Genomic DNA, 20,613 nt, shown 5'->3' with positions numbered 1-20,613 from the left:
TTAAATAACATCGTGGCTGCTGTTCACCAACACCAATACCTAATGTCGTTATTCTCAACAATCTACTGCTAATACTTCATATGCTTAAGTACTGAATATGACTATCTCCATGGCAATGATGTATAAAAATTTGCCACATATCCAAATGATTTTTCAAAATCAGGGAGATCTCCTTCTATTTCATCAGCAATAGTGGAGTAATACTCCTTCGCTCTTCTCTTTAACTCCTCGTTTTCAAAAGAATCCACAGCAGGTTCAATACCTCTAGCTCTAGATTTCTCTAACAATGAGTCTAGGATCTTTTTCTTCTCAACCGAATCAAAATCGTCGATGCATTGCAACAAAATGCATAAATCAAAAATATCTTGCCTACGGTACCTGTTGCGCTCTTCTTGCTGCAGTAGCGAACGAAATTTTTCAGCAATCAGGTCGGTCAACGAATACACAAGAAGCTCTTCTCCTTGCGCCAACTCGAAATTGTCAACGTTCGGTGTTGATTCGTTCAGACTGTAGTCAATGGATATTATGTTGGGAGATTGCAGGCTAATTAAACGCTTATGTTTTGACGTGCCTTTATAAGCGTAGCCTATGCTGAATTTCATTGATGGATATATTGCATCAGGTTGATTTGCTGGCTGTACCTTATAATTCTGGATTCTACAGTCCAAATCATAGTCCAGCGTTTCAACCATATTGGCCAAACTTCTGTCGAGAGCGACGGCAATACTTTCAGGCCGAATATCTTTTAATGTTTGAGCAGTTGATAAATCAATATCTTTTGTAAATCTGTGGCTTTGATAGCGTATTGCCAATAATATTCCGCCCTTCAAAACCATATTGGCTTTTAATTCTTTTTCTGCCGAAATTGCAGAAAGAATAGTATGTACGGCAGCTCTAAACTCTTTATTTGCATCGTTATCTGCAGATTGCACCCATTGAGCAATCTTGATCTCTTCAAATTTGGTATTCATTTTGCCTTCTCAAATATATTTATAGAAAGGCACCATCTGTCAGACCACGTAGGGACATATTCACCAGCAGCGTCAAGTTTTCTTGAGCCTCCTCGCTGTGCATATTCACTCCAGCGCTCTACGACATCATTTTTAATATTTAATCTTTCGCTAATAATATAGCCAGCTCTCACCTTATCGATGGGAGCACCATGAGTATTTATTTCATCGGTTATTAATCGTAAATACTTCCCGGCATATTCATCATAAACCTCAAGGACATGATTGATTCCGCCACACAACTCCGGGCTTCTCAGCATATCCAAAAATGTACGGCCTATTGTAGAAACCCTGATTACTCTTTCATGCGCATTTTTATAAGCGCCAAGATGCTTGGATTTAAATGAATGAATTTCAGTTTTTCCAATCTTTACAAAGTTGGATCGAGTTAGCAGGGGGAGTCCGTTATTTGTGTACTCATCTAAATTCGCACCTAAATCTTTTTCCATTCGCTCTTGGGCAAATTTTTTCCATTCGGTTGGGCCAGGAGATGAAACATAAAGCTTCACTGGAATCCTATCCGTCAATCCATGATAAGCCATTGCACTTAGATGAGAAATGTAAGAGAAAGGGTCCGCAGCACATACAACTTCTTCTGGGGTCCACCGGAGATGACCCACGAAAGCAAACACCTTTGGGGGCAAATCAGATTGCGTGTTGAGAACACCGTCTTCAATCAAATTCAAAAGATACTTATTAAAATCCCTACGCTCCGCTGCATCCTTTTGTAGAGCTACAGGCTCACCCTTGTATTCTTTTTGACGATAGATTTTATGAAGAGCTAGGCCCACCTGATATTCGGTTATTACGGGCATATTAAGTTCGCCCAACGAAAGAGTAAGAGCTTTTGTTACTTTCATTTGTTGGTATTCCGACTGCTATATGTCCTTAGGACATATAGCAGTCGGATTATCACAAGTCAAGAAAATGTTTTTAATGCTTTGAAAAGCTTGTCAATAAATGACTTTCAGATGTAGACTGTTACGTCCTAAGGACGTAACAGTCTACATCAGTTAACCTTTGTTTTAACCTGCCTCATTGGGTTGGCACCCACTCAAAGACGTTACTTGCTTTAGCTATGCAGACAGCCAAGCTAAAGTGCCTTGATACTATCCCTCTAGAGAAGACCATTTTAGCTTGCTTCCTCCCAATACTTGGCTCAGAATTATCTGGCGGGGCGACTGACCAGATGAGATTGAGCGCTCCCCAGCCCGTTATCCCCTAATGGGTAGCCGCGCAAGGCGGCTCCAAGCTTTGGCTAGTGGTGTCTGGATACCTTAATGAAAACTGAGAAGGCTCCTTATGGGGCTTTTTTTATTAGGCAATATAAGATCAGGATTCTTAGTGCGGCGGGTTTATAGCGGCAGGATGGGTTTGATAGTAAACTGTTGATTTGCACATAAATTTGACCCACTTTTGTTTCGAATTTTGACCCCCCTAGAATAATGAAATATCCAGTTAGGATAGTGTCTTATACCCATTAACTTGCGTCACTATTAAACGCAAAAGTGGGTCAAATTTAGGTGCAAATCAACATAATGGCTTTTTCTTTGCCTCATACACTTCCGTTGTGGCAAATAATGCTCTAGAAGTATCCACCGACATTCTTGGAAGAGTGTGATAAAGCAATTGGCTAGCCAAGAGCATCTTTCCTGAATGGTTGGTCAGCGTAATGTTAGCTCAAGCTAGGATTAGCCAATCGATTCAAACCAAAAAAACCAAGAGCCAATATAACCAGAAACAACGCGACTATGACCGTCAGTGCAGCAAATATCGCAACGACAACGAATTCAGAAAATGCAACTGCAGGGTAAGCACCCTGTAAAAATCCGCGGATAAAAAATATAAAAACTAAACCAATACTCACACCCAATAGTATTAACTTACCACTGGATCGAGAGAGTTCTATAATTAGGCTTCTTAAATCTGCGCCCAAATAATACTTTAGTTTAAACTCTGCCCACCTCGCGGTAATTTCATGAAAAATTCCAACAACCATTGTGTACACAATTAGTAAAGTTAGCGCAGCACTCGTTAGAGCCACAATTAGATTCATGTTTCTTAAATTCGGACGCATCTCTTGAACCATCTGCTCTAGAGGAATTAGAGATCCTACTCCCCAACCAATGGGACTTAATGTACGATCCAAGAAATCTCTAAGCTCATTTACATCCCCATCGAAATCGATTAAAAATTGATCACCCTCAACAACAATCCCCTGTTTGTCCGCACCATTAAAATATACAGTGGGTACGGAGACATATGAATCAGACACCACGCCTATTATTGGTTTAACTATATCGACTCCCATAACATTAATATTTATTTCCCTCCCAACTAATTCATCAGCATCTTCCGTGTAGAATGTTTTAGCTAATGCATAATTAACCAAAACTCCAGGAGCACCGCTATCGTCGATTGCATCCCCCGAAACTAAAGAGGAACCAACAACATCAAGGAAGCTTCTTGATATAAAAAGCATGTTAGCACTTACTGCAGATTTCTGATTGATGCTTGCTTGACCAGACCAAGCTTTCCCAAACCCAGGGGCACCAACTAACGATGCGATTTTCACATTTTTGAAGTTGGGCTCGTTCATTAATGCGCTTTGAATATGATTAAATACACCATTTTGTACTTGTGATACTTCACGTAAAGATAAATAGATTAGATCAGATTTCTCAAACCCCAGGGCCTGCTTAAAAAACGTTTTAGATTCTCTAATACCTAGAATAATGGCACATACAACGATAAAAAAAATTACAACTTGTATAAGCACCGACGATCTAATCATCCATAATTCGCCAAGAGATATACTTGCTCTTTGAGACAAGCTCATGGTTTTTTTGTTGTTATAGACTAATAGGCTCAACGACGTTGAGAGAACAATAATTAGCAAAGCAATTACAAAAGCTACCAAGATAGAAATAAATAGATAATTTGAATGGGATGGGCCAAATACAAGCTGTCCTGTAGGAAGAAAATACAGGACTAGACCCGAAACAACTGACACACCGAATGCGGGCAAAACGGGAATTAAGGCAAAAAACATTAATCGCCTAAATATTGCGAAAGGTGCAGCTCCTAAAATTTCCTCCAACTTCAATACATCTACCAACTTAAGTGTGCTGGCAAGCTGACTTAGAATCTGACCGAAAACCACGAAGATTGAAATTAAAGTACTTGCAACGATAAAAATAAATGCCTTACGCCTTTCTTGCTGATACTGGGCCCATTCATAGATCATTCCCTCCCTTGCGGAGATGATGTATCCCTCCAGCCCAAATTTAACAGCAACAGATTCTGTAGCTTGAAAATATTCGGCAGGTCTAAGTGTGGCGTTTTCCAAAGCTTTACGAACAGCGTCAATAGAACTCGCATCAACACGTGCAAATGCCAATTGCTCTGGTGCAAATCTAAATAATTCTGCACGACTTTCTTTATCTACAGTGGGGTATCCGGAGTACAGTAACTCGTTACCCTTGTGGGCAATCCAGCCAATCTCGCCGCCAGATGATATACCCTTAAAACCATCTGGTGCTATCGCCGTCACAATCAAAGGTGTATCTCTATTTAAATAAAAGACATCGTTTACTTGGTATGTCCTACCGAGGATCTGCCCATGCTCTTTGCTCAGTATGATTTTCTGAGGTGAGTCAAGCACTTGTGATTTGACGCCGTCCAAATCTAAAACATTAAAAAAATTAGCGGAAACAAGCCCCAAGTGAATAGTATTGTCATTATAATTCGATGAAACTAGCGAGAATGTGGCAATTTCATTGTCAATAACCCCATTAATTTTCAACGTATCCTCATGACCGATTCGCCTAACGTCTTCATGCTTTGCGCTAAAAAATGAGATGAAACTGTTATCCTTTAAGCCATCCGGCACTACTTTCTTAACCGAAAGAGTCTTGAAGACCGCGACTTGAAGGAATAGAAAGAACGTAGATATAACTACAATACTTATAATTAAGAAGGCCGCACGCTTATACATACTGTTACTCGACAAAAAATTCAGTTAACTTACCGCCGTCTAAACGAATTCTTCGGTGAGCTCGCATTGCTATACCTGAATTATGCGTAACAATGCAAAGCGTTTTCCCCCTCTTATGCAGAGACTCAAGAATACCTATAACATCGCTGGCGCTACTATCATCTAGATTCCCTGTAGGCTCATCTGCGAATACGATATCAGGATCATTCACCACGGCACGAGCAATAGCGACCCGTTGTTGTTGTCCACCAGAAAGCTGGTGGGGGTAATGTTGCTTTCTATTGATTAGCTTAAGGTCATCCAATAAAGCATCAATTCTTTGCTCAATGCCCGGGATTCGATCGCTTGAGTACTTAATTGGCAAATATACATTGTCGTAGACAGTTAAATGGCCAAGCAAATTAAATGTCTGAAAAACAAATCCAATTTTCTTATTCCGAATTTTTGCTAGATTACGTGATGATAAATGAGCCGCATTTTCACCATAGTATGTAACCGTACCTTCAGTAGGCTTATCGATAAGAGATAATATGTTTAGCAAAGTCGATTTTCCAGACCCCGAAGCACCCTCAATAGACAAATAGTCCCCTGAAGAAATCTCAAGATTGACCCCGCTTACTGCTTTTGTACGCATATGATGTAATTCGAAAGTCCTAGTCACGTCCGTTAGTTTAATAATTGAACTCATAGCGTTCTCGATGGATTTATAAATCGAATTTTTGTAAATGAAGAAAAATTTCCGTCCAACATGACTTTGTTATCGTCAATTTTAAGCACTCTGGCTTTAATGACAATTTCATTCTGACGCTCGTCGGAAATGAGAACATCCTGATACCCATCCACTAAGTAACTCGGAGCATTCTCAACAAACATTATTTTTTCTGGCTTTTGGGTTGTTATCTTCCCAAATACACGGAGTCCAACACGAAAGCTTTCATCCAACCCAATTACGTTCACGGAAATTTTGACAAGCTGGTTTTTGGCTGACGGATAAATTCTGTCAACCCTTCCTTCAAATGACTTTTCTTGAATATTTACATTCACTTTGTCACCTTGGCGAATAAGCTCTGCGCCTGCAGCGGGAACATCAAGATCTACGATCCACTTTAGGTAATCGGCAACTATAACAAGATCCTGGCCTTTTTTGACGATGGATCCAACTTCTAAGTTTTCGAAAATCGAATCTACTTTTCCCGGTAAATTACTTCGAACTTCTAACAATTGAGCTGCGCTTTTAATTGCCTCAAGATTTTCTTTTTGCTTCTCAAGCAATGACTTAACTGCGGCATTGAAAATAGCAGATTGTGCCTCTTCCTTTTTAAGCAAAATTTTTAACTGCTGCAGCTCAAGCTGTAAAGATTCAATTTCGGCATGTTTTCTTGAGTACTCCAATTTTGAAATCACATCTGCCACTTTAAGATGTGAAAAAGCATCAAACTCGAGAGACTGCCGCTTAAGATCTGCTTCTACTTTTATTTTTCGGAGTTCGAGTTCGATGATCCGCTGTGACCCTAACGCCTTCTTTTCTTCGTAGTTATATTGCTCCTTTGAAACGACGAGCTCTGCTTCCAGCAATTTAGCTGTCACATCTTCATTTGCTAAGCTAATAATAACATCGCCACTATCAACATCCTCACCCTCTCTGCGATGGATTTTTACTACAGTTGCCTCAAAGGGAGCATATATTTTTTGTTGGTTTAACGGGCGTAAGATACCGTTGCCGCTAATTGACTTCTCCATAACTCCGCTTTGAATTTCATAAAATTCGCTCTTGTTGAAATTTTTGAAAAAAACAACTACAACTATTAAAAATAGCACTATCAAAGCAATGATAACTAACGGCTTTTTAATATTTCGCCTCTGATCTATCATCTCGTCCATCTTACATACCCAGCGTCAGTAAAGTTGCAAATGAATGACTAGCATTCTAGTAAAATATTAAAGCTCGCCGCGAGACGGCTACAAGACTCGTTTGGCGGTACACTATGGATAATATTTGATTTCCACAACAGCAGCATCCCATCTTTTACAGGGATCTTCCAACATGCTGCATTGAATCGGTTGAAGGACGATTTTTTTAAATTCCACCACGGATCACTTGCGAAATCGTTACCCCAAAAAACTATTGGCGAGCTATTTTCTTCAACTCTGATGTAAAAGGTACCACTTATATGAGACATATTATGGGTGTGAAAGTCGTGATGCCCGTGTTTATACATGTCGGAGATCCAAAAATCCGTAATGTTTGGTTTTGACTGCCCAATATCAAGACCAACAATTTGACAGTATTCCACAACATTTTTAATTATAAATTCCCTAAGCAACTGACTGTCTTCAATTATGCTCTTGGCACCCGAATCGAAATATGAAGTCTTACCATAGAGATATTTTTCATCTAGGTTAACTCTGTCGAGAATTGACTTACATTCATCATAGAGGGCGGATGCAATCTCTGGATTATGCGATATATGTATATAGTTACTAAAAACTTCCATAAACGTTTTATCCTTATATATTTTGGAACATGATCACGGCGGCCAAAATAGTGAGGATGTTGGTTGCGAGCCACGTCATCAACACATTTCTCCTATATTTTGAAAAGCCTTTCTTCGAGTTGCAGGATCCAGATATCGCTGATTGGTGCAACCCTTTAGTGCCCCAACTGGAATCATGACAGTTTGTGATCGCGTACATCCATACATGCAAGCTGATAGGTGCTCTTATCAAAAAATATAGACTAGCCTCAAAAATCCGTTTAAAACCGATTTTAAAAATTAGAAAAAATACAGCGAGCCCAACGGCTGCAGTTACAAAATTAGGAACAAGATAAACAGAAATTAGTGCGCCACTTAAAACAATGTAAGCTATCTGTAGAGCAATTGACGCTTTAAAACACGATAGATATTTATACGAAAGTCCCGAAGACAATGATAAAAAAAAGCACGCCATTGTCGTCAAAACTATTCCTGCGAAGATCAACTCAGATGCAATTTTCAGTATGTAAAAATCACCTAAAAGGTCAATATTGACATAGCGCATAAATATATATATGGACACGATGAATGACGGGGTCAACCAGTCCAACAAAAATTGTATTGAGTGGTATAGAAACACAGCCACGTCATTTTTCATACGACCGCCATTGGTTCTACTTTTTATTCTGTCCCATAATTGACTTAGAAAATTTAACCTCGCCGCTAAAAACCCTAAATTCCAGCGGCGTCTTTGTCTAAATAGTTCCTCCCATGATTTACATGTATCTGTTATGGCGACGCATTTGCTGTCATAACGAATCCTCCATGATTCATTTGATTTAAGGAAAATGCCAGAGCAAAGAACCCTATCCTCGGCAAGGTACAAATTAGATTCAAAGGGGGAGGAGACTCTTAAACCCTCAAAATATGTATCTAAAGGACTCTTACCGTTATTAGCCCCATTGGTGTCAAAGTAAATTGAAGACCATCTAATTACACTAAACTGACCCGGTATTACACTTAAGTATCCGGAAAATGACTCTAATTTCCAATCAAAATATCCAGCTTTCGCAAAACCTCCAAGCTGCCATAGCTCAAGCAATTTTGACCTAACTATCCCTGAATTTGCCATTATGAAAGGTGACACTGCAGCACAATTTAAATCATTCTGCAAAACCCCTATCGCGACCGAAAGAGCATCAATCCGAGGAACTGTTCCCACATCAATCTGCACGCAATAGTCAGGTTTCAACGCAACGCAGATAACATTATAAAAATGCCAATGAGAATTAAGTTTCCCCAAATTTTTTTCTTTGACGACGAGTAGAAATTCAACTGGCTGGCATTGTGCATCGGTAAAATTGTCAGCAGACCACTGATTCAGGATGGAACCATTACTAGGGATTAAACTTGGTTGAGATTCACCCAAAATGCCTCTAATAACATCAGTAGAAAATTCTTTTAGGATCGAACGGGTAACACTTACCTGATCTGCATCGATTAAAAATCCAAACTTAGCAAATAATGCCAACGTACCCGGATGAATAAACTCCTTACCATCACAAATAACAACTATGGTGAAGCGCATCGAACTATTGTCTAAGCCGACAGACGCCAACTTATCGATATTGTCAACTAAAGCACTAAGGCTGAGTGCGAATTCATTTGGAGTCTCATTAAAAACAGTAACCGCAAAACATATCCCGTTTGTTTTACCTAAGCTTAATTGGTAGTCGACTCGTTCATTTCCATCTTTGAATTCTTGATGAGATACTTCATCACTATTTATACTAATATTCATATTCCATTCTCATCGCACAAAAAGCTTCATTTTTTGCAGTGAAATTCTGACTAGGAATGTTTCCCTGAGATTTCATTTTCACAGTATTCTTCGCGGATATTTCTGAGGCGAGGGGCCCTATCTCCCTTTTTATAAGTGTAACAATTGAAGGTGCGCACCAAATCTTTTAGCTTGGAAAGAGTTTGGAACCTATATCTATGCACTGCCGCAATATCCGTGATCATAACAATATCCCCCTCATTCCACTCATAGAAGTATTCTGGGTATAGTGAGTTATTAACGAATCGCTTTAATGACTCTTCATTAATTTTTGCCCAAGATATGTATCCAGCTGGCGACTCGAATTGGTCCTTAATTACAGCTACATGATCATAATTTATAGAATTCACAAGCACTCGGATTTTTTCGGCATCTGTCACTAATCCGATCGTGGCTCGAATCGTCACGATTTCTCCTAAAATTGCATACTTTTTCTCATCCATTAGTGTGACCCTATGTATTTTCTTAGTTCCGAGTAGATAAACTCTATTCTATTTAAATAGCTAACATATATTCTATTAGCTGAATTTCTGTTACCGGTTATTACTGCTTCCAACTCGGACACTACATTTATACTCACGATTCCAGATGAATTTCTTTTCTTAAAAGAATTGGAACTAGTGTCGTAAAAAATATCAATAACTGAATCACGATAAACAACCTCGTTAACATAGAATTCATCGGAAAAAATCCATTCTGAATCGCTTATGTAAGTCTCTATAAAAGAGTCTATGAATAGTTCGGGGGCATGACACTCAAGCTTGAGCTCCAAATTCTCTTCTACATTATTTTTGTAGTATTTTGAAGCCAAGTAATCCCGCTTCGTACATTTCAACAACGCTTGTGTTAAGAATGCATTAAAACTAAGTGGCCTATCATTGAGGGAGTAAATGTCTCGATATAATTTTTGAATTTCACTATCGGGGGTCAATGCCATACCGCAGATATAGTCACTAGGGTGAAATGCATTAGCCATACCAATTTCCGGAACACCATATGTCCGACCTGACGGGGTAATTAACTTACAAATATCTGTAAACGACCTGCAATAGTTAGCGAGAATGACTTCCATTGTTTCCTTATTTCTAGCCAGACCAAGAATGTATGGGAAGTGATAAGCCTTTTTTTCGTTAAAACTCGTGTTATAGAGTTCTATTAGAGGCCTTGAACCTAACTCCTTTCCGCTATATTTTGAAAACGTATATACCCATTCTTTAATAATTGACTCTACACGTTTGTATTCGTTACTAAACTCATACTCTACAATTAGAAAATCTTTTCCCCTATCAATAAAAGTAGATGTTGCAAGATCGAGCCACGCCCCCTCTACAGAAATATTGGAAGGCGAAATACCCCCGTGCATCAAACCAGCTATCCATGAAAACGAAAATTGATCTGCACATTTGGTAAGAAAATTAACTATTGTAGAAATAAAATTCTTTGCACCATCCTCATCGAGGTCTTTGATTATATTTCTTATTCTTATCAGATCAGCAGAAATAAATTCAGCATATATATCCTTCGGATCAAATTCTCCTGCCCTCATGTAATGTGCAGGTCTATTACAGTTATCTCTGATTAATATCGCTCCATGCGTTTTTTTTAATACTATTGATTCGTCCAAACTCGCTGATGGGAATCCGGCCCTCCAATCATATTCAAACGAACCTTCCTTTCCCGTATAGTAAATTGCTCTACATGGAATAACTCCGTGAGGCAACAATCTGTCTAGTACACCGGAATAGATCACCTCCAACACTGCATCATTCAGCGTTAAAGTGCCATGAGCATAATTCAGATTTTTTGTAATGCCTGCCAGGGGTGTTAGTCCGCTGCCTTTCACTTGCAGGTCATCGAGAATCACGGATCGAGCCCCGCCGCCATGTCGGCCGATACCAAATCCGCCATATCTCTCACATTTGACGGATTTAGCATGCCTTAATTTGAAATGATTTTCTTCGCTACCCCATACTTTTACGTCAAGCATGTTTCTGTAGCGATCTATATCTTTGAGTTCGATTAAATTATGTTTTTCCATGGCAACTCCACACAAACCAAATTTTCAAAATACTGCAGACTTGATCGATCTATGTATCGATTTTTTCCATTTTTAAGTCAACAATTTTATATGTGCTATTCACATGTGATAGCACCGTGTTTCTATGAGTGATGGATATCTTTGTAAAATTCAATTTGTTAATATTCTCGAGTAATTTTTTTTCTGTTTCAGCGTCGAGATTATTTGTAGCCTCATCCATTATTAGTATCTTTGGCTCCCTGTAGATAGCGCGAGCTATCATTATCCTTTGAACTTGTCCGCCGGATAACATGTTCCCGTTTGGCATCATCGAGCGAATATCATTGGGAAGCTTTGATACAACATCATCAAGTAGACATATATTTATCACATTCCTAACATGCTCCAAATTTGGATTTGGTTCAAACATCGTAATGTTGTCTATAAATGTGCCCTCGAAAATGCACTTATCGCCTTGTAACACCAAACCAATTTCTTTTCGCAATGATTTTGCGCCCAGATGGATATTGGGAATACCGCCTATTTTTATACTTCCTTCTGAGGGCTGGACTAGTCCGCAAATCAAATTCACAAATGTGGTCTTGCCTGAGCCTGAACCCCCTATTACAGCGACATGGGATTCATTTTCAATTGTTAGGCTCATACCATTGAAAATGGTATTGTTCCCATAGCCAAAATAAATATTTTCAAGCTCAATATTACCCTTTTCTATCTTGTGGTCACCGAAGACCTCTTCCTCTTCATACATAATATCTCTGACCCTTGAAAGATGAATTCCAATAAGTCGAATATTAGATATATTATTTAGCAGGCCTATGACCCTTAAACTCACTATAACTCTAAGAGTTATAAAGGCCATCACTATGCCAATAGTGATTTCGCCTTTTCCCATAAGACTGATTGATACAACAATTAACAACGCTATTTCTGCAGAAACGATAATTCCTCGTTGTAAATCAACGAGAGCCTTCAAATTACGAAATTTTATTTCCGATCCGGTTGCTTCAAAAACATGATTTTTCCACTGAGTATATTTAACCGTATCAGATGCGCTACTTTTCAGAGATTCTATCGATTGAATAGACTCAATCAAACTCGACTCACAGTTCGACAGAGCTTGAACCTCTTCTGCTGCTGCGGAATCTAGATTACGAAAATGGTATATTTGCAGAAGAACCATCAAAACGATACTCACTACAAGTATTAGTGTTAACTTTGGACTGTATAACGAGGTGGCGTATAGAGCGAATAATAGGAATATAGAATCCACGAAGATGGATATAACATCGTCCGTTAATATGCGCCTAATTTCATTTATTGACCCGATCCGGGACAACATAGAGCCTACGGAACGTTTTCTAAAATATTCCACCGGAAGATTGAACAACTTACCGACTATCGCTGTTATTATATTTATGTGAATTTTTCCAGATAAATAATTTATGAGTCTGGCTCTCATGAATTCGGATAAATTAATTAGGAAACCAATGGTGAGTAAAGCCAGCAGAATTTTTGGCAGTGAGTCAATTGAATCATGGGCATCTATGTATTTTTGAATATAGACGGGAAGTTTTGTTGTTAGAAATTGAATTAGTATAGATAAAATTATGACAACAAATATGGTAAAGTAGCTTTTCCTCAAACTCTCAAGGAGAACAAAAAAATCATTTTTACTCTTTCCATTTTGTGCTGGAATTTTTAGTGCATCATCAAAAGAAGGCTCCAGACACACTCCTGTAAATGAGCCATCTAGTTCCTTCAAACCAACCCACCTAACACCGTGTGACGGGTCTTTAATTCTAATGCCGTTACGGTTGACTTTATCAACCACAACATAGTGGTTCATATTCCAATGTAAAATGGATGGCAACGTAATCTTTGTGAGATCTTCAACTTCGATTCTGATGGGTCGGCTTTGTACGTTATAAGAAGAAAGAATTTCTACCATTTCGCGTAAGCTAATGCCAAACGTCCTATCTTTCACTTTAGCTCTTAACGATTCAATCGAACAGTCATGTCCGAAATGCTTCAAGATCATAGCGGTGCAGGCAATACCGCACTCCGAAGTTTCAGATTGAAAAATCATATTATTCGCACGATAAAGTATTCTACAATGCCATGATTACTATTATTGAAATGATAACCAAAGCCACCGAAAATCGGATGTCTCTATTGGGTGAAAACGGAAATATCTTTCCAATATTTTTATTGGAATATTTCTTGAGGGCGGTCTCACGAAATAGTGTAGTTTTCATATAAAAACCCTCCCTCACTTTAGCAAGAGAGGGCTCTTTTACTTAGCAGTGACTGGAAGCGGTGTTACTAAACCCACGACCTTGCAAAAATGAGCAACCGGCGCCTTGTACAGCATCCAGCTCCATTTCTTGCAATAATCTACCAACAACATCCGAAGTAACTTCAGATGTAAGTGAATCGTCTTTGTTAATCTCTTTCATAACATTCTCCTTACAATTAACTCCCAGTTAGACACCGCGCCCAACTCTAGGGAGGTCGACATTTATTAAAAACCATAAACTAGATATAGGTTTAAGGCAGTTAATAAATTCCTTCAAAATGAATACGCAACATTTAATTTTCAAGATTAACAATACTGCGCATTCACTTCATGCATCAATGACCCCAGCGCAAGATTAATGTCCGCACCTTCAAACAGACTCATACTATCGGCGCAAAGGTTTAAGCCTTTAGAAAATTTCAGACCCCAGATTTTGGGTGATGTGGGTGAAAAAAGGCCCACACTTGGAATTCGAGCAAGATCAGCCGCATGTAGAAAACAGGAATCAACACCAATAAAAGCATCGCACACGTTTACCATGGCTAAATAATATGAAAGCGGCCGCCCATAAAGCCTTAACACCTTTTCCCTCGACACTGCGTCCAAGATGGTTCCTTTGATTGGGTCTAAATTCACGATTACCCAATCAGGGTTTTTTACAAGGAATTTATTTATCTCCGTTGGAAATGCACATGACGTCATTGTCTTGTCAGGTCGAGAATAACTATGAATTCCTAGTAATTTAATTTTGGTTCCTAGTCTTTCCTTTATGCTTTTTGCAAAGCCGATAGCTTCAGAAGGAAGCATAACTGGTGCAACATAATTTTCGATTGATTCAGTTTCAAATATTTGGTTAACAACTTTAAAATAATTCTCAAAAGCATGTAAGAGATCGTGAGTGCGCAAGGATGATGGATAAGATTCGAATTTTGTTTCAGCAACAGAATACGCTGTAATGCCATCAATCATAAAAGAATCAAAATCATTCCACCAAGTACACAAGTTCACTAAACTATCGCAACCTCCACTTGCCCTACGGATATTTTCATCTGACGGAAAAATGTAATCACCTTCAGATGTATAATCCGTCCATAATTCAATTTGTTTTTCAAATTCGAAGAAAACGGATTCTCTTTTATTCGGACTTACCAAAAGTCTAAATCCCTCCGTAGAATTCCGACTTAGCGCCCTCAACGCTGGCAACATCATAATACAATCACCTATCGCATTCTCGGCGATAACAAGTATGTTTTTACCCGGCTTTTGCATTATCAAACAACTTGGGTGATATATTAGATCGAAGCATAAAAGTAGTATTGGCTAACCCATTTGGGGTAAATGCATCATGAATGCAATTCTCTGTCGGAGCTATATATGCTTCCCCTGGAAGAATTTTTACCGCATACACCTTAATGTTTTTTTTATTTCTTAAATACCAATTACAAAGATCCGACGAGTTTTCACATGAAGTGGAATATATCCTCTTATATATTTTCGCAATGTAAACGATGGAAACACCTACAAAGAGAAAGAAGCGTTCGTCGGGACCCAAATTTATAACCAATCTATTGGGTGAATCACCCCGATGCATTATGGGCTCGGATGTCCAATCATCGACATGCAATCCTACGCGCTCCGATGAACCAAAGTTTTTAGTCAAAGTAGGAAGGGAGTCATTAGTCGACACATAGCCGATGGCATGTACATCACCACTGAAAATATTGCTCTGAAAAATATTTGATACCAGTTCGTTCGTTACCATCTCTAATTCAGTGCGATAGCTTTTGTGAGCCCGAATTCTCGTAAGTGCGCAAAGAGCTTCACTACAAAGAGCTCTGTTGACTGATACCACAGCTACCGAACTTCCTTGCCGCCAAAGACCTCCAGTGTTAAATTCACTTTCGTAATCACACGTGGAAATACTTCCAGCAGGTATGTGCGCATCTTGAAAATACTCAGTGAACTTTTCCTCGCTCGCTAGTCTAACGCTTTGATAAAATGAAACCCGGTTTTGCGCACGCTGCTCTGTGAAATCGAAGAATTTTATTTTTCGCATAAATTTTATTTGAATATTCCCGGCGATCTTAGAAAACCCGCTCTTGAACCTGCAGAATCATTGAATAACCTGGCGCCAGCCTCCGATTAATCTCACTGACAGGATATCCGTTATTGAGCAAGTAATTAATCACGTGCTCGAAAAACATGATTAAACCGTCACAGTAAATTGAGGGATTATCGAAACCATTTTTATTAGAATATCTGTGAGGAAGCTCACCACCACGGCAAAGGTTTCTATATTTACAACGCTCGCACGCCGTGGGGAGCTGTTGAGAGGCACGATCTATTACTGAATATATTTCACCATTTATGAAGTCACCGGCCGTTGTCTCTTCTAACTTCGGAGCTATAAGATTGCGCCGCCAATCAGTGCACATCAAATTGTCGTCGACTGAGATATCTCCGTCAGTTGTACATGCAATAATTGCGTTATACCGTATATTTTCTTGAGCCTTAAAGTTTTTGGCATTTATATACTGGAAGAAATTTAAGGTATTCTCAATAAAGGCAACGGAATATGACAACGGGCTTTCGAGCGAACTCCATGTATCAAAAACCTCAATCATTGCACTACCGATTGATGCCACATCAAGATCTTGAGGCTTATCATCATATGAATAATTGGGAAGCAGATAATTCATACTCTGGAATCCTAGATCCAGAAAAAACCTGTACATATCTGCATTGTTGAGAGACGGGTTTAGGACTGCAATCAACCCAGGCTTAGCAAGCCTTCCCTGATCCGCTGAGTCCATAAGCATCTTAATTCCGCGTATAGAATTGTCGTACGAACTATTCCCACGGATATCGACCCGAGCTATATCGTTTATTTCTTTTGGGCCATCCAAACTAACGCCCATAAAGACTTTATGCTCCTCAAGAACAGCCATCCACTGCTGATCTATTAAAGTTGCATTAGTTTGCATCTTAAAATGCAAGCGGCAAATTCCACCTAAAGCATTCTTAAGCTTTTTGCAAACATCATCAAATTCTAAAACTTTCATCATCATGGGTTCACCACCATGATAAATGATATCGATTTCACCCACGCCTAGCTCGGCCTGTGCTTCACTTAGAAATTCTATTAGATGTTCGACAGTGCCAGACTTTAGAGAAATGCTGGACTTTTTCCATGTCTCATCACCTTTGAAGAACCAATAGCAATAGGTGCAACGCAGATTGCAAGTAGATATCAACTTCAAAACAATTTGTATCTTTGACAATCGCGTTATAGGTTGACTGGTTTCATGCAGCGGTACAAATACTCCATTTGTAGAAATCATTTAAAACATCCTTATTGTTTAATGCTCGCTTTTATTTGATAGACATTATCTTTCAAGTCGCGAAACATATATGTGCCTGGCTGGCCAACATCATTTCGGACTTCCATGAGGGGTTGATCTTCGCATTTAAAATAGTAGATTTGTTCTTGATTCTTTATTTCAGTATATACCGTGACCTTATAACCTGTAGTGAACGTTAACTCTACGAGTTCATCGCGCGTCAAATCTTTTTTAATTTCTATGGGAGTTATTACATCATTTAAGAACGTTACGAACGCTAGCTCTTCAGCTTTCGCACTGCAAATCGAAATAGCAAACAGAAAAAGGGTAAAGAGGAAACGTGACGGGAAATACTTCATTGATATAAATCTCCATTATTATTAATTCCAATTCCTAAGAATATATCAGCACAATATAATTAATGTCAAAAAAACATAAAAACTATTTTCATAATTCAAAAAACCAAAAGAGACTGTCGCTTAAAGCTTCATGTTATTCAGCTCGCCCCCTTTGAATACTTGCGCTTTTTACCTGTAAAAATCCATTCCTTCTCAGAATTAAAGTGAACTTAGATAAGCATTTCAGATGAACACATAAGGTCAGTGAAATTTCTGTCAGACTGGTGTGAAGTTAGATACAAAACTCAATCGAATAAAAATGCCCTCGCGCATTTTCTTGCTTTGCTGCAATTCTGAAGTTGTGGTTAGGCGATTCCGGTGAGATTCAGCCGCAAATTTCTCTACTATCAAATGCCCGAACTTTTTCTGATCTCAGTATTACGCCAGTCAAACATTTATAGGCTAGGTCTCGACCGATCCGACAGAATACATGAACTCCCACCAGAACAAGATGAACTAGCGACGCAATCGAACTCACTAATCCCAAGCGATAGCGGATAAGTAGCTTCAATATATGCTTTTGCTTTAGAAGAAGGGTAATTGATCAGCTCAAGGGCCTCGTGAAATGTATCAACACAACCAATCCCAGTATCGGGTTTTTCTACAATCTGAAAGAAGGATGTGATGGTCCATCCACTCGGGGCACGAAACTCAAAAAATCTGATTTCGTGGGTACTCGTAGAGCCAACGATACTAATTCTCAATTTAAAATCCTTTTTATAGATAGATCTGGTGCCACAATCTTAGTGATCGTTGAGATAGCGGTCTGTAGGAAAATGCTCTAACTATTGTGAGACATTGACTACAACGAAAAAGATATTTTGGAGCTGTTTAAGTGTTTCATAAAGTTCTTAGCGTGAACTATGAGGCGCCATATCCTTATTTCATAAAGAAATAAAATCTTACATATTATAGAAATTAATTTTATACCTCGGCAACGCCGTGTAATCATGTGTAATAGACAAACACTTAAAGTGGAAGAGCATAATGCCAATTAAGTTTATTCCACCGTTCATTTAAAGTAGCAACATGCACCACATTATGAAATGTCTCGGAATTAAAGTAAATTCACTCAAATATATCTTGAAAGTTAAATAGAGGTAGGGAATAGCTATCAACTAACAGGAATTGGACTTATGAAAATCGCAAAATGTATTGCGCTGCTGATTTTGTTCTCAATACCTTCCCAGGTTGCCTATACCTATCAGCAAAATAAAGCTATTAACAACGCCTTAATGCATGCTAGATCGAAAGCTTTGATTTCAAGATTTGAATCAGCACAAGCAGGGTATGAAGAGTTTAGAAAGACAGTGTACAAAGAGCCTTTTGAACACGGAGTATTTATCGTGAATGGGGACACCCCTATAGTTGATGAGGAAGAACTAAAGGAATTTTATTATCGGGAGATAGTAAGAGAATGGAAGTCCACTAAATTTGGTATTCAGCTAGATGCTAACGATCCCTTTGCAATAATTGATACAGACAATGGCAAACCCGTTACTTGGAGCAGCGCAGAGAAAAAAAATCTTTCATATTGTGTAAGTCGAACCTTTGCTGATAAATACGAAACAGTGGTGAAAGCGTTACGCCTCGCCGCCGATGCATGGGAGAACAGTAGTGATGTTAAATATGTCCATATTTCGTCTCTTGATCAGAACTGCGATTCATCTACCAAAGGAGTCGTATTTGACGTTAGGCCAGTGGATGTGGGAAGAAAATATTTTGCGCGAGCTTTCTTCCCTAAATCGGACAGAACAAAGCGTAATATACTTATAAATAAGAGCGCATTCACCCTAGAGAAAGATGGGCCACACAAACTTACACTTGTTGGAATACTTCGTCACGAATTGGGGCACACCCTTGCTTTCAGGCATGAACATATCAGACCCGAAGCAGGCCAATGCATTGAAGATACTAAATGGGAGCCTGTAACAGACTACGATGCATTTTCTGTAATGCACTACCCGACGTGTAATGACTTAGTTGATTGGACCCTCAATTTAACAGCCATGGATAAAATAGGTGCAGCTTGCCTTTACGGACCTAAGCCTGGCACCTCATTTTCAACACATTTATGTAAAAAGAACTTTATGTAGGTCCATCATCAAAAGAAAGGAAATGTAAAATGAGAAAAGCAATTCTACTAACGGTTTTTACGTGTCTGTCTGGATGTTCGACATTACCAGATGTTGTCTATTCATATAATAAAGCAACATGGGCCTCAACGATCACCGTTACACAAACGCTCGCATGCAATTTTGATAAATCAAAAATCATTGTTCTATCACAATCATCAGTCATAACAGCATATGCGGCAGATAAGGAGGAAACTAAATTAGAGTTCAATATTCGAGATATTGATAAATGGTATTCTGACGTCGATACCGGTATAACGCTTACCGATGATGGGCGATTAAAAGGAATCAATCAAACCAGCAATGGTCAAGGCGAGGCTATTGTTAAATCAGCGGTTACGGTATTGGCGGCAGCAGCGGCTGGACTGACTGGTCCTTACAGAGTAAGGGCAACTACTCCGACGCCAGTTGCCAATATCGGAACGATATGTTCTGAGATCGAGAAATGGGGCGCCCAGAAGCCGATTTCTCTAATATTTAGAAAAACATTGACGAATGAAGATGTTAATGAAACTCAGGGGTTAGACGCTACTACACTCAGTGTGGCACCGGAGAGCAAGGCGTTATACGATTTAATAAACACACCACGTCCACAAGTGGCTGCAAATACAGTCGTAAAAGATGTACCTCCAGGAAAAGATACTGGAAAAAATTTAGGCGATGGATTCGTTCACATTCCACTTCAGGAAACTGGCGCATTTGAGATCACAATTTCTGATGGAGTTAATACTGACAAGATAGGTAGTGCAAACGTCAGAGTTCCCCTACCGTCATTTTACACACTACCAATTCCTAAGGGAAAATTCTTCGGAAAGCAAACATTCACTCTAGCATTATCTGAGTCAGGCTCAGTCACAGCGCTTACATTTGGGAAAACATCTTCTGGTTCGGCCGCATTGAATTCGTTAGGAGCTATCGCGACAACCCAAACAGCAGCAACTGAGGCAGCTGAATTGAAAGCTGAGGCAGACGTGATCGCGCAACAACAGAGATTGGCATTATGTTTGAGTAAACCAGACCAGTGTAAATGACATGGTATTGTTGAATTGCGCTCAAAACAGACCCACCTTTGCGTTTAATAATG

17 protein-coding genes are annotated in these 20,613 nt (G+C 39.1%); 2 read left to right on the top strand and 15 right to left on the bottom strand.

Annotated elements, in window-relative coordinates; all coding sequences use genetic code 11:
- Nucleotides 1-101: 101 nt before the first annotated feature.
- The 15 genes from B4E62_RS09585 to B4E62_RS09515 form a co-directional block, all read right to left on the bottom strand.
- Nucleotides 102-971 (bottom strand): nucleotidyl transferase AbiEii/AbiGii toxin family protein, encoded by an 870-nt coding sequence (locus B4E62_RS09585; RefSeq protein WP_331351899.1) that lies wholly within the window; start codon nt 969-971, stop codon nt 102-104.
- Complete coding sequence (locus B4E62_RS09580) at nt 968-1,870, bottom strand: hypothetical protein (protein ID WP_331351898.1); 903 nt, start codon at nt 1,868-1,870, stop codon at nt 968-970. The genes B4E62_RS09585 and B4E62_RS09580 overlap by 4 nt, the downstream gene beginning before the upstream one ends.
- Nucleotides 1,871-2,685: 815 nt before the next feature.
- Nucleotides 2,686-5,007, bottom strand: coding sequence for a hypothetical protein (locus tag B4E62_RS09575; RefSeq protein WP_331351897.1), 2,322 nt, complete (start codon nt 5,005-5,007; stop codon nt 2,686-2,688).
- A gap of 4 nt (nt 5,008-5,011) precedes the next feature.
- Nucleotides 5,012-5,695 carry an ABC transporter ATP-binding protein gene (locus tag B4E62_RS09570; RefSeq protein ID WP_331351896.1) on the bottom strand — a complete coding sequence of 228 codons (684 nt, stop codon included), beginning with the start codon at nt 5,693-5,695 and terminating at the stop codon, nt 5,012-5,014.
- On the bottom strand, nt 5,692-6,888 hold the full coding sequence (locus tag B4E62_RS09565) for an HlyD family secretion protein (RefSeq protein WP_331351895.1): 1,197 nt from the start codon (nt 6,886-6,888) through the stop codon (nt 5,692-5,694). Before B4E62_RS09565 ends, B4E62_RS09570 begins: the two co-directional genes overlap by 4 nt.
- 38 nt (nt 6,889-6,926) lie before the next feature.
- Nucleotides 6,927-7,502: a putative 2OG-Fe(II) oxygenase gene (locus B4E62_RS09560; protein ID WP_331351894.1), complete on the bottom strand. Its 576-nt coding sequence runs from the start codon at nt 7,500-7,502 to the stop codon at nt 6,927-6,929.
- Nucleotides 7,503-7,515: 13 nt separating this feature from the next.
- Nucleotides 7,516-9,282 carry a hypothetical protein gene (locus B4E62_RS09555; protein ID WP_331351893.1) on the bottom strand — a complete coding sequence of 589 codons (1,767 nt, stop codon included), beginning with the start codon at nt 9,280-9,282 and terminating at the stop codon, nt 7,516-7,518.
- A gap of 50 nt (nt 9,283-9,332) precedes the next feature.
- Nucleotides 9,333-9,764, bottom strand: coding sequence for a toxin-activating lysine-acyltransferase (locus B4E62_RS09550; RefSeq protein ID WP_331351892.1), 432 nt, complete (start codon nt 9,762-9,764; stop codon nt 9,333-9,335).
- A complete protein-coding gene (locus tag B4E62_RS09545; RefSeq protein ID WP_331351891.1) occupies nt 9,764-11,359 on the bottom strand; it encodes a hypothetical protein in 1,596 nt (531 codons plus the stop codon). Before B4E62_RS09545 ends, B4E62_RS09550 begins: the two co-directional genes overlap by 1 nt.
- A 49-nt stretch (nt 11,360-11,408) precedes the next feature.
- Nucleotides 11,409-13,445, bottom strand: a complete 2,037-nt coding sequence (locus B4E62_RS09540; RefSeq protein WP_331351890.1) for a peptidase domain-containing ABC transporter — start codon at nt 13,443-13,445, stop codon at nt 11,409-11,411.
- A 211-nt stretch (nt 13,446-13,656) separates the two neighbouring features.
- Entirely contained in the window at nt 13,657-13,815 is a 159-nt protein-coding gene (locus B4E62_RS09535; RefSeq protein WP_331351889.1) for a hypothetical protein, read from the bottom strand.
- 146 nt (nt 13,816-13,961) lie between these two features.
- A complete protein-coding gene (locus tag B4E62_RS09530; RefSeq protein ID WP_331351888.1) occupies nt 13,962-14,924 on the bottom strand; it encodes a hypothetical protein in 963 nt (320 codons plus the stop codon).
- On the bottom strand, nt 14,908-15,711 hold the full coding sequence (locus tag B4E62_RS09525) for a hypothetical protein (RefSeq protein WP_331351887.1): 804 nt from the start codon (nt 15,709-15,711) through the stop codon (nt 14,908-14,910). The genes B4E62_RS09530 and B4E62_RS09525 overlap by 17 nt, the downstream gene beginning before the upstream one ends.
- Before the next feature lie 28 nt (nt 15,712-15,739).
- Nucleotides 15,740-16,996, bottom strand: coding sequence for a radical SAM protein (locus B4E62_RS09520; protein WP_331351886.1), 1,257 nt, complete (start codon nt 16,994-16,996; stop codon nt 15,740-15,742).
- 11 nt (nt 16,997-17,007) lie between these two features.
- Nucleotides 17,008-17,355: a hypothetical protein gene (locus B4E62_RS09515; RefSeq protein WP_331351885.1), complete on the bottom strand. Its 348-nt coding sequence runs from the start codon at nt 17,353-17,355 to the stop codon at nt 17,008-17,010.
- A gap of 1,175 nt (nt 17,356-18,530) precedes the next feature.
- On the opposite strand from B4E62_RS09515, the gene B4E62_RS09510 reads away from it, so the two are divergent.
- Nucleotides 18,531-19,490, top strand: a complete 960-nt coding sequence (locus B4E62_RS09510; RefSeq protein WP_331351884.1) for a matrixin family metalloprotease — start codon at nt 18,531-18,533, stop codon at nt 19,488-19,490.
- Between the two features lie 29 nt (nt 19,491-19,519).
- The gene (locus B4E62_RS09505) at nt 19,520-20,560 is read left to right on the top strand and encodes a hypothetical protein (RefSeq protein WP_331351883.1); all 1,041 of its coding nucleotides are present in this window, start codon (nt 19,520-19,522) and stop codon (nt 20,558-20,560) included.
- Nucleotides 20,561-20,613 lie beyond the last annotated feature (53 nt).

Origin of the sequence: Cellvibrio sp. UBA7671 (assembly GCA_002483145.1) — a bacterium.
GTDB lineage: Bacteria > Pseudomonadota > Gammaproteobacteria > Pseudomonadales > Cellvibrionaceae > Cellvibrio > Cellvibrio fibrivorans.
This window is presented reverse-complemented; position numbering and strand designations above follow the sequence as displayed.

What these genes read in the sequence shown, in the direction of transcription:
- B4E62_RS09585 (WP_331351899.1), bottom strand. Translation starts at nt 971, where the DNA reads ATGAATACCAAATTTGAAGAGATCAAGATTGCTCAATGGGTGCAATCT.
- B4E62_RS09580 (WP_331351898.1), bottom strand. Translation starts at nt 1,870, where the DNA reads ATGAAAGTAACAAAAGCTCTTACTCTTTCGTTGGGCGAACTTAATATG.
- B4E62_RS09575 (WP_331351897.1), bottom strand. Translation starts at nt 5,007, where the DNA reads ATGTATAAGCGTGCGGCCTTCTTAATTATAAGTATTGTAGTTATATCT.
- B4E62_RS09570 (WP_331351896.1), bottom strand. Translation starts at nt 5,695, where the DNA reads ATGAGTTCAATTATTAAACTAACGGACGTGACTAGGACTTTCGAATTA.
- B4E62_RS09565 (WP_331351895.1), bottom strand. Translation starts at nt 6,888, where the DNA reads ATGGACGAGATGATAGATCAGAGGCGAAATATTAAAAAGCCGTTAGTT.
- B4E62_RS09560 (WP_331351894.1), bottom strand. Translation starts at nt 7,502, where the DNA reads ATGGAAGTTTTTAGTAACTATATACATATATCGCATAATCCAGAGATT.
- B4E62_RS09555 (WP_331351893.1), bottom strand. Translation starts at nt 9,282, where the DNA reads ATGAATATTAGTATAAATAGTGATGAAGTATCTCATCAAGAATTCAAA.
- B4E62_RS09550 (WP_331351892.1), bottom strand. Translation starts at nt 9,764, where the DNA reads ATGGATGAGAAAAAGTATGCAATTTTAGGAGAAATCGTGACGATTCGA.
- B4E62_RS09545 (WP_331351891.1), bottom strand. Translation starts at nt 11,359, where the DNA reads ATGGAAAAACATAATTTAATCGAACTCAAAGATATAGATCGCTACAGA.
- B4E62_RS09540 (WP_331351890.1), bottom strand. Translation starts at nt 13,445, where the DNA reads ATGATTTTTCAATCTGAAACTTCGGAGTGCGGTATTGCCTGCACCGCT.
- B4E62_RS09535 (WP_331351889.1), bottom strand. Translation starts at nt 13,815, where the DNA reads ATGAAAGAGATTAACAAAGACGATTCACTTACATCTGAAGTTACTTCG.
- B4E62_RS09530 (WP_331351888.1), bottom strand. Translation starts at nt 14,924, where the DNA reads ATGCAAAAGCCGGGTAAAAACATACTTGTTATCGCCGAGAATGCGATA.
- B4E62_RS09525 (WP_331351887.1), bottom strand. Translation starts at nt 15,711, where the DNA reads ATGCGAAAAATAAAATTCTTCGATTTCACAGAGCAGCGTGCGCAAAAC.
- B4E62_RS09520 (WP_331351886.1), bottom strand. Translation starts at nt 16,996, where the DNA reads ATGATTTCTACAAATGGAGTATTTGTACCGCTGCATGAAACCAGTCAA.
- B4E62_RS09515 (WP_331351885.1), bottom strand. Translation starts at nt 17,355, where the DNA reads ATGAAGTATTTCCCGTCACGTTTCCTCTTTACCCTTTTTCTGTTTGCT.
- B4E62_RS09510 (WP_331351884.1), top strand. Translation starts at nt 18,531, where the DNA reads ATGAAAATCGCAAAATGTATTGCGCTGCTGATTTTGTTCTCAATACCT.
- B4E62_RS09505 (WP_331351883.1), top strand. Translation starts at nt 19,520, where the DNA reads ATGAGAAAAGCAATTCTACTAACGGTTTTTACGTGTCTGTCTGGATGT.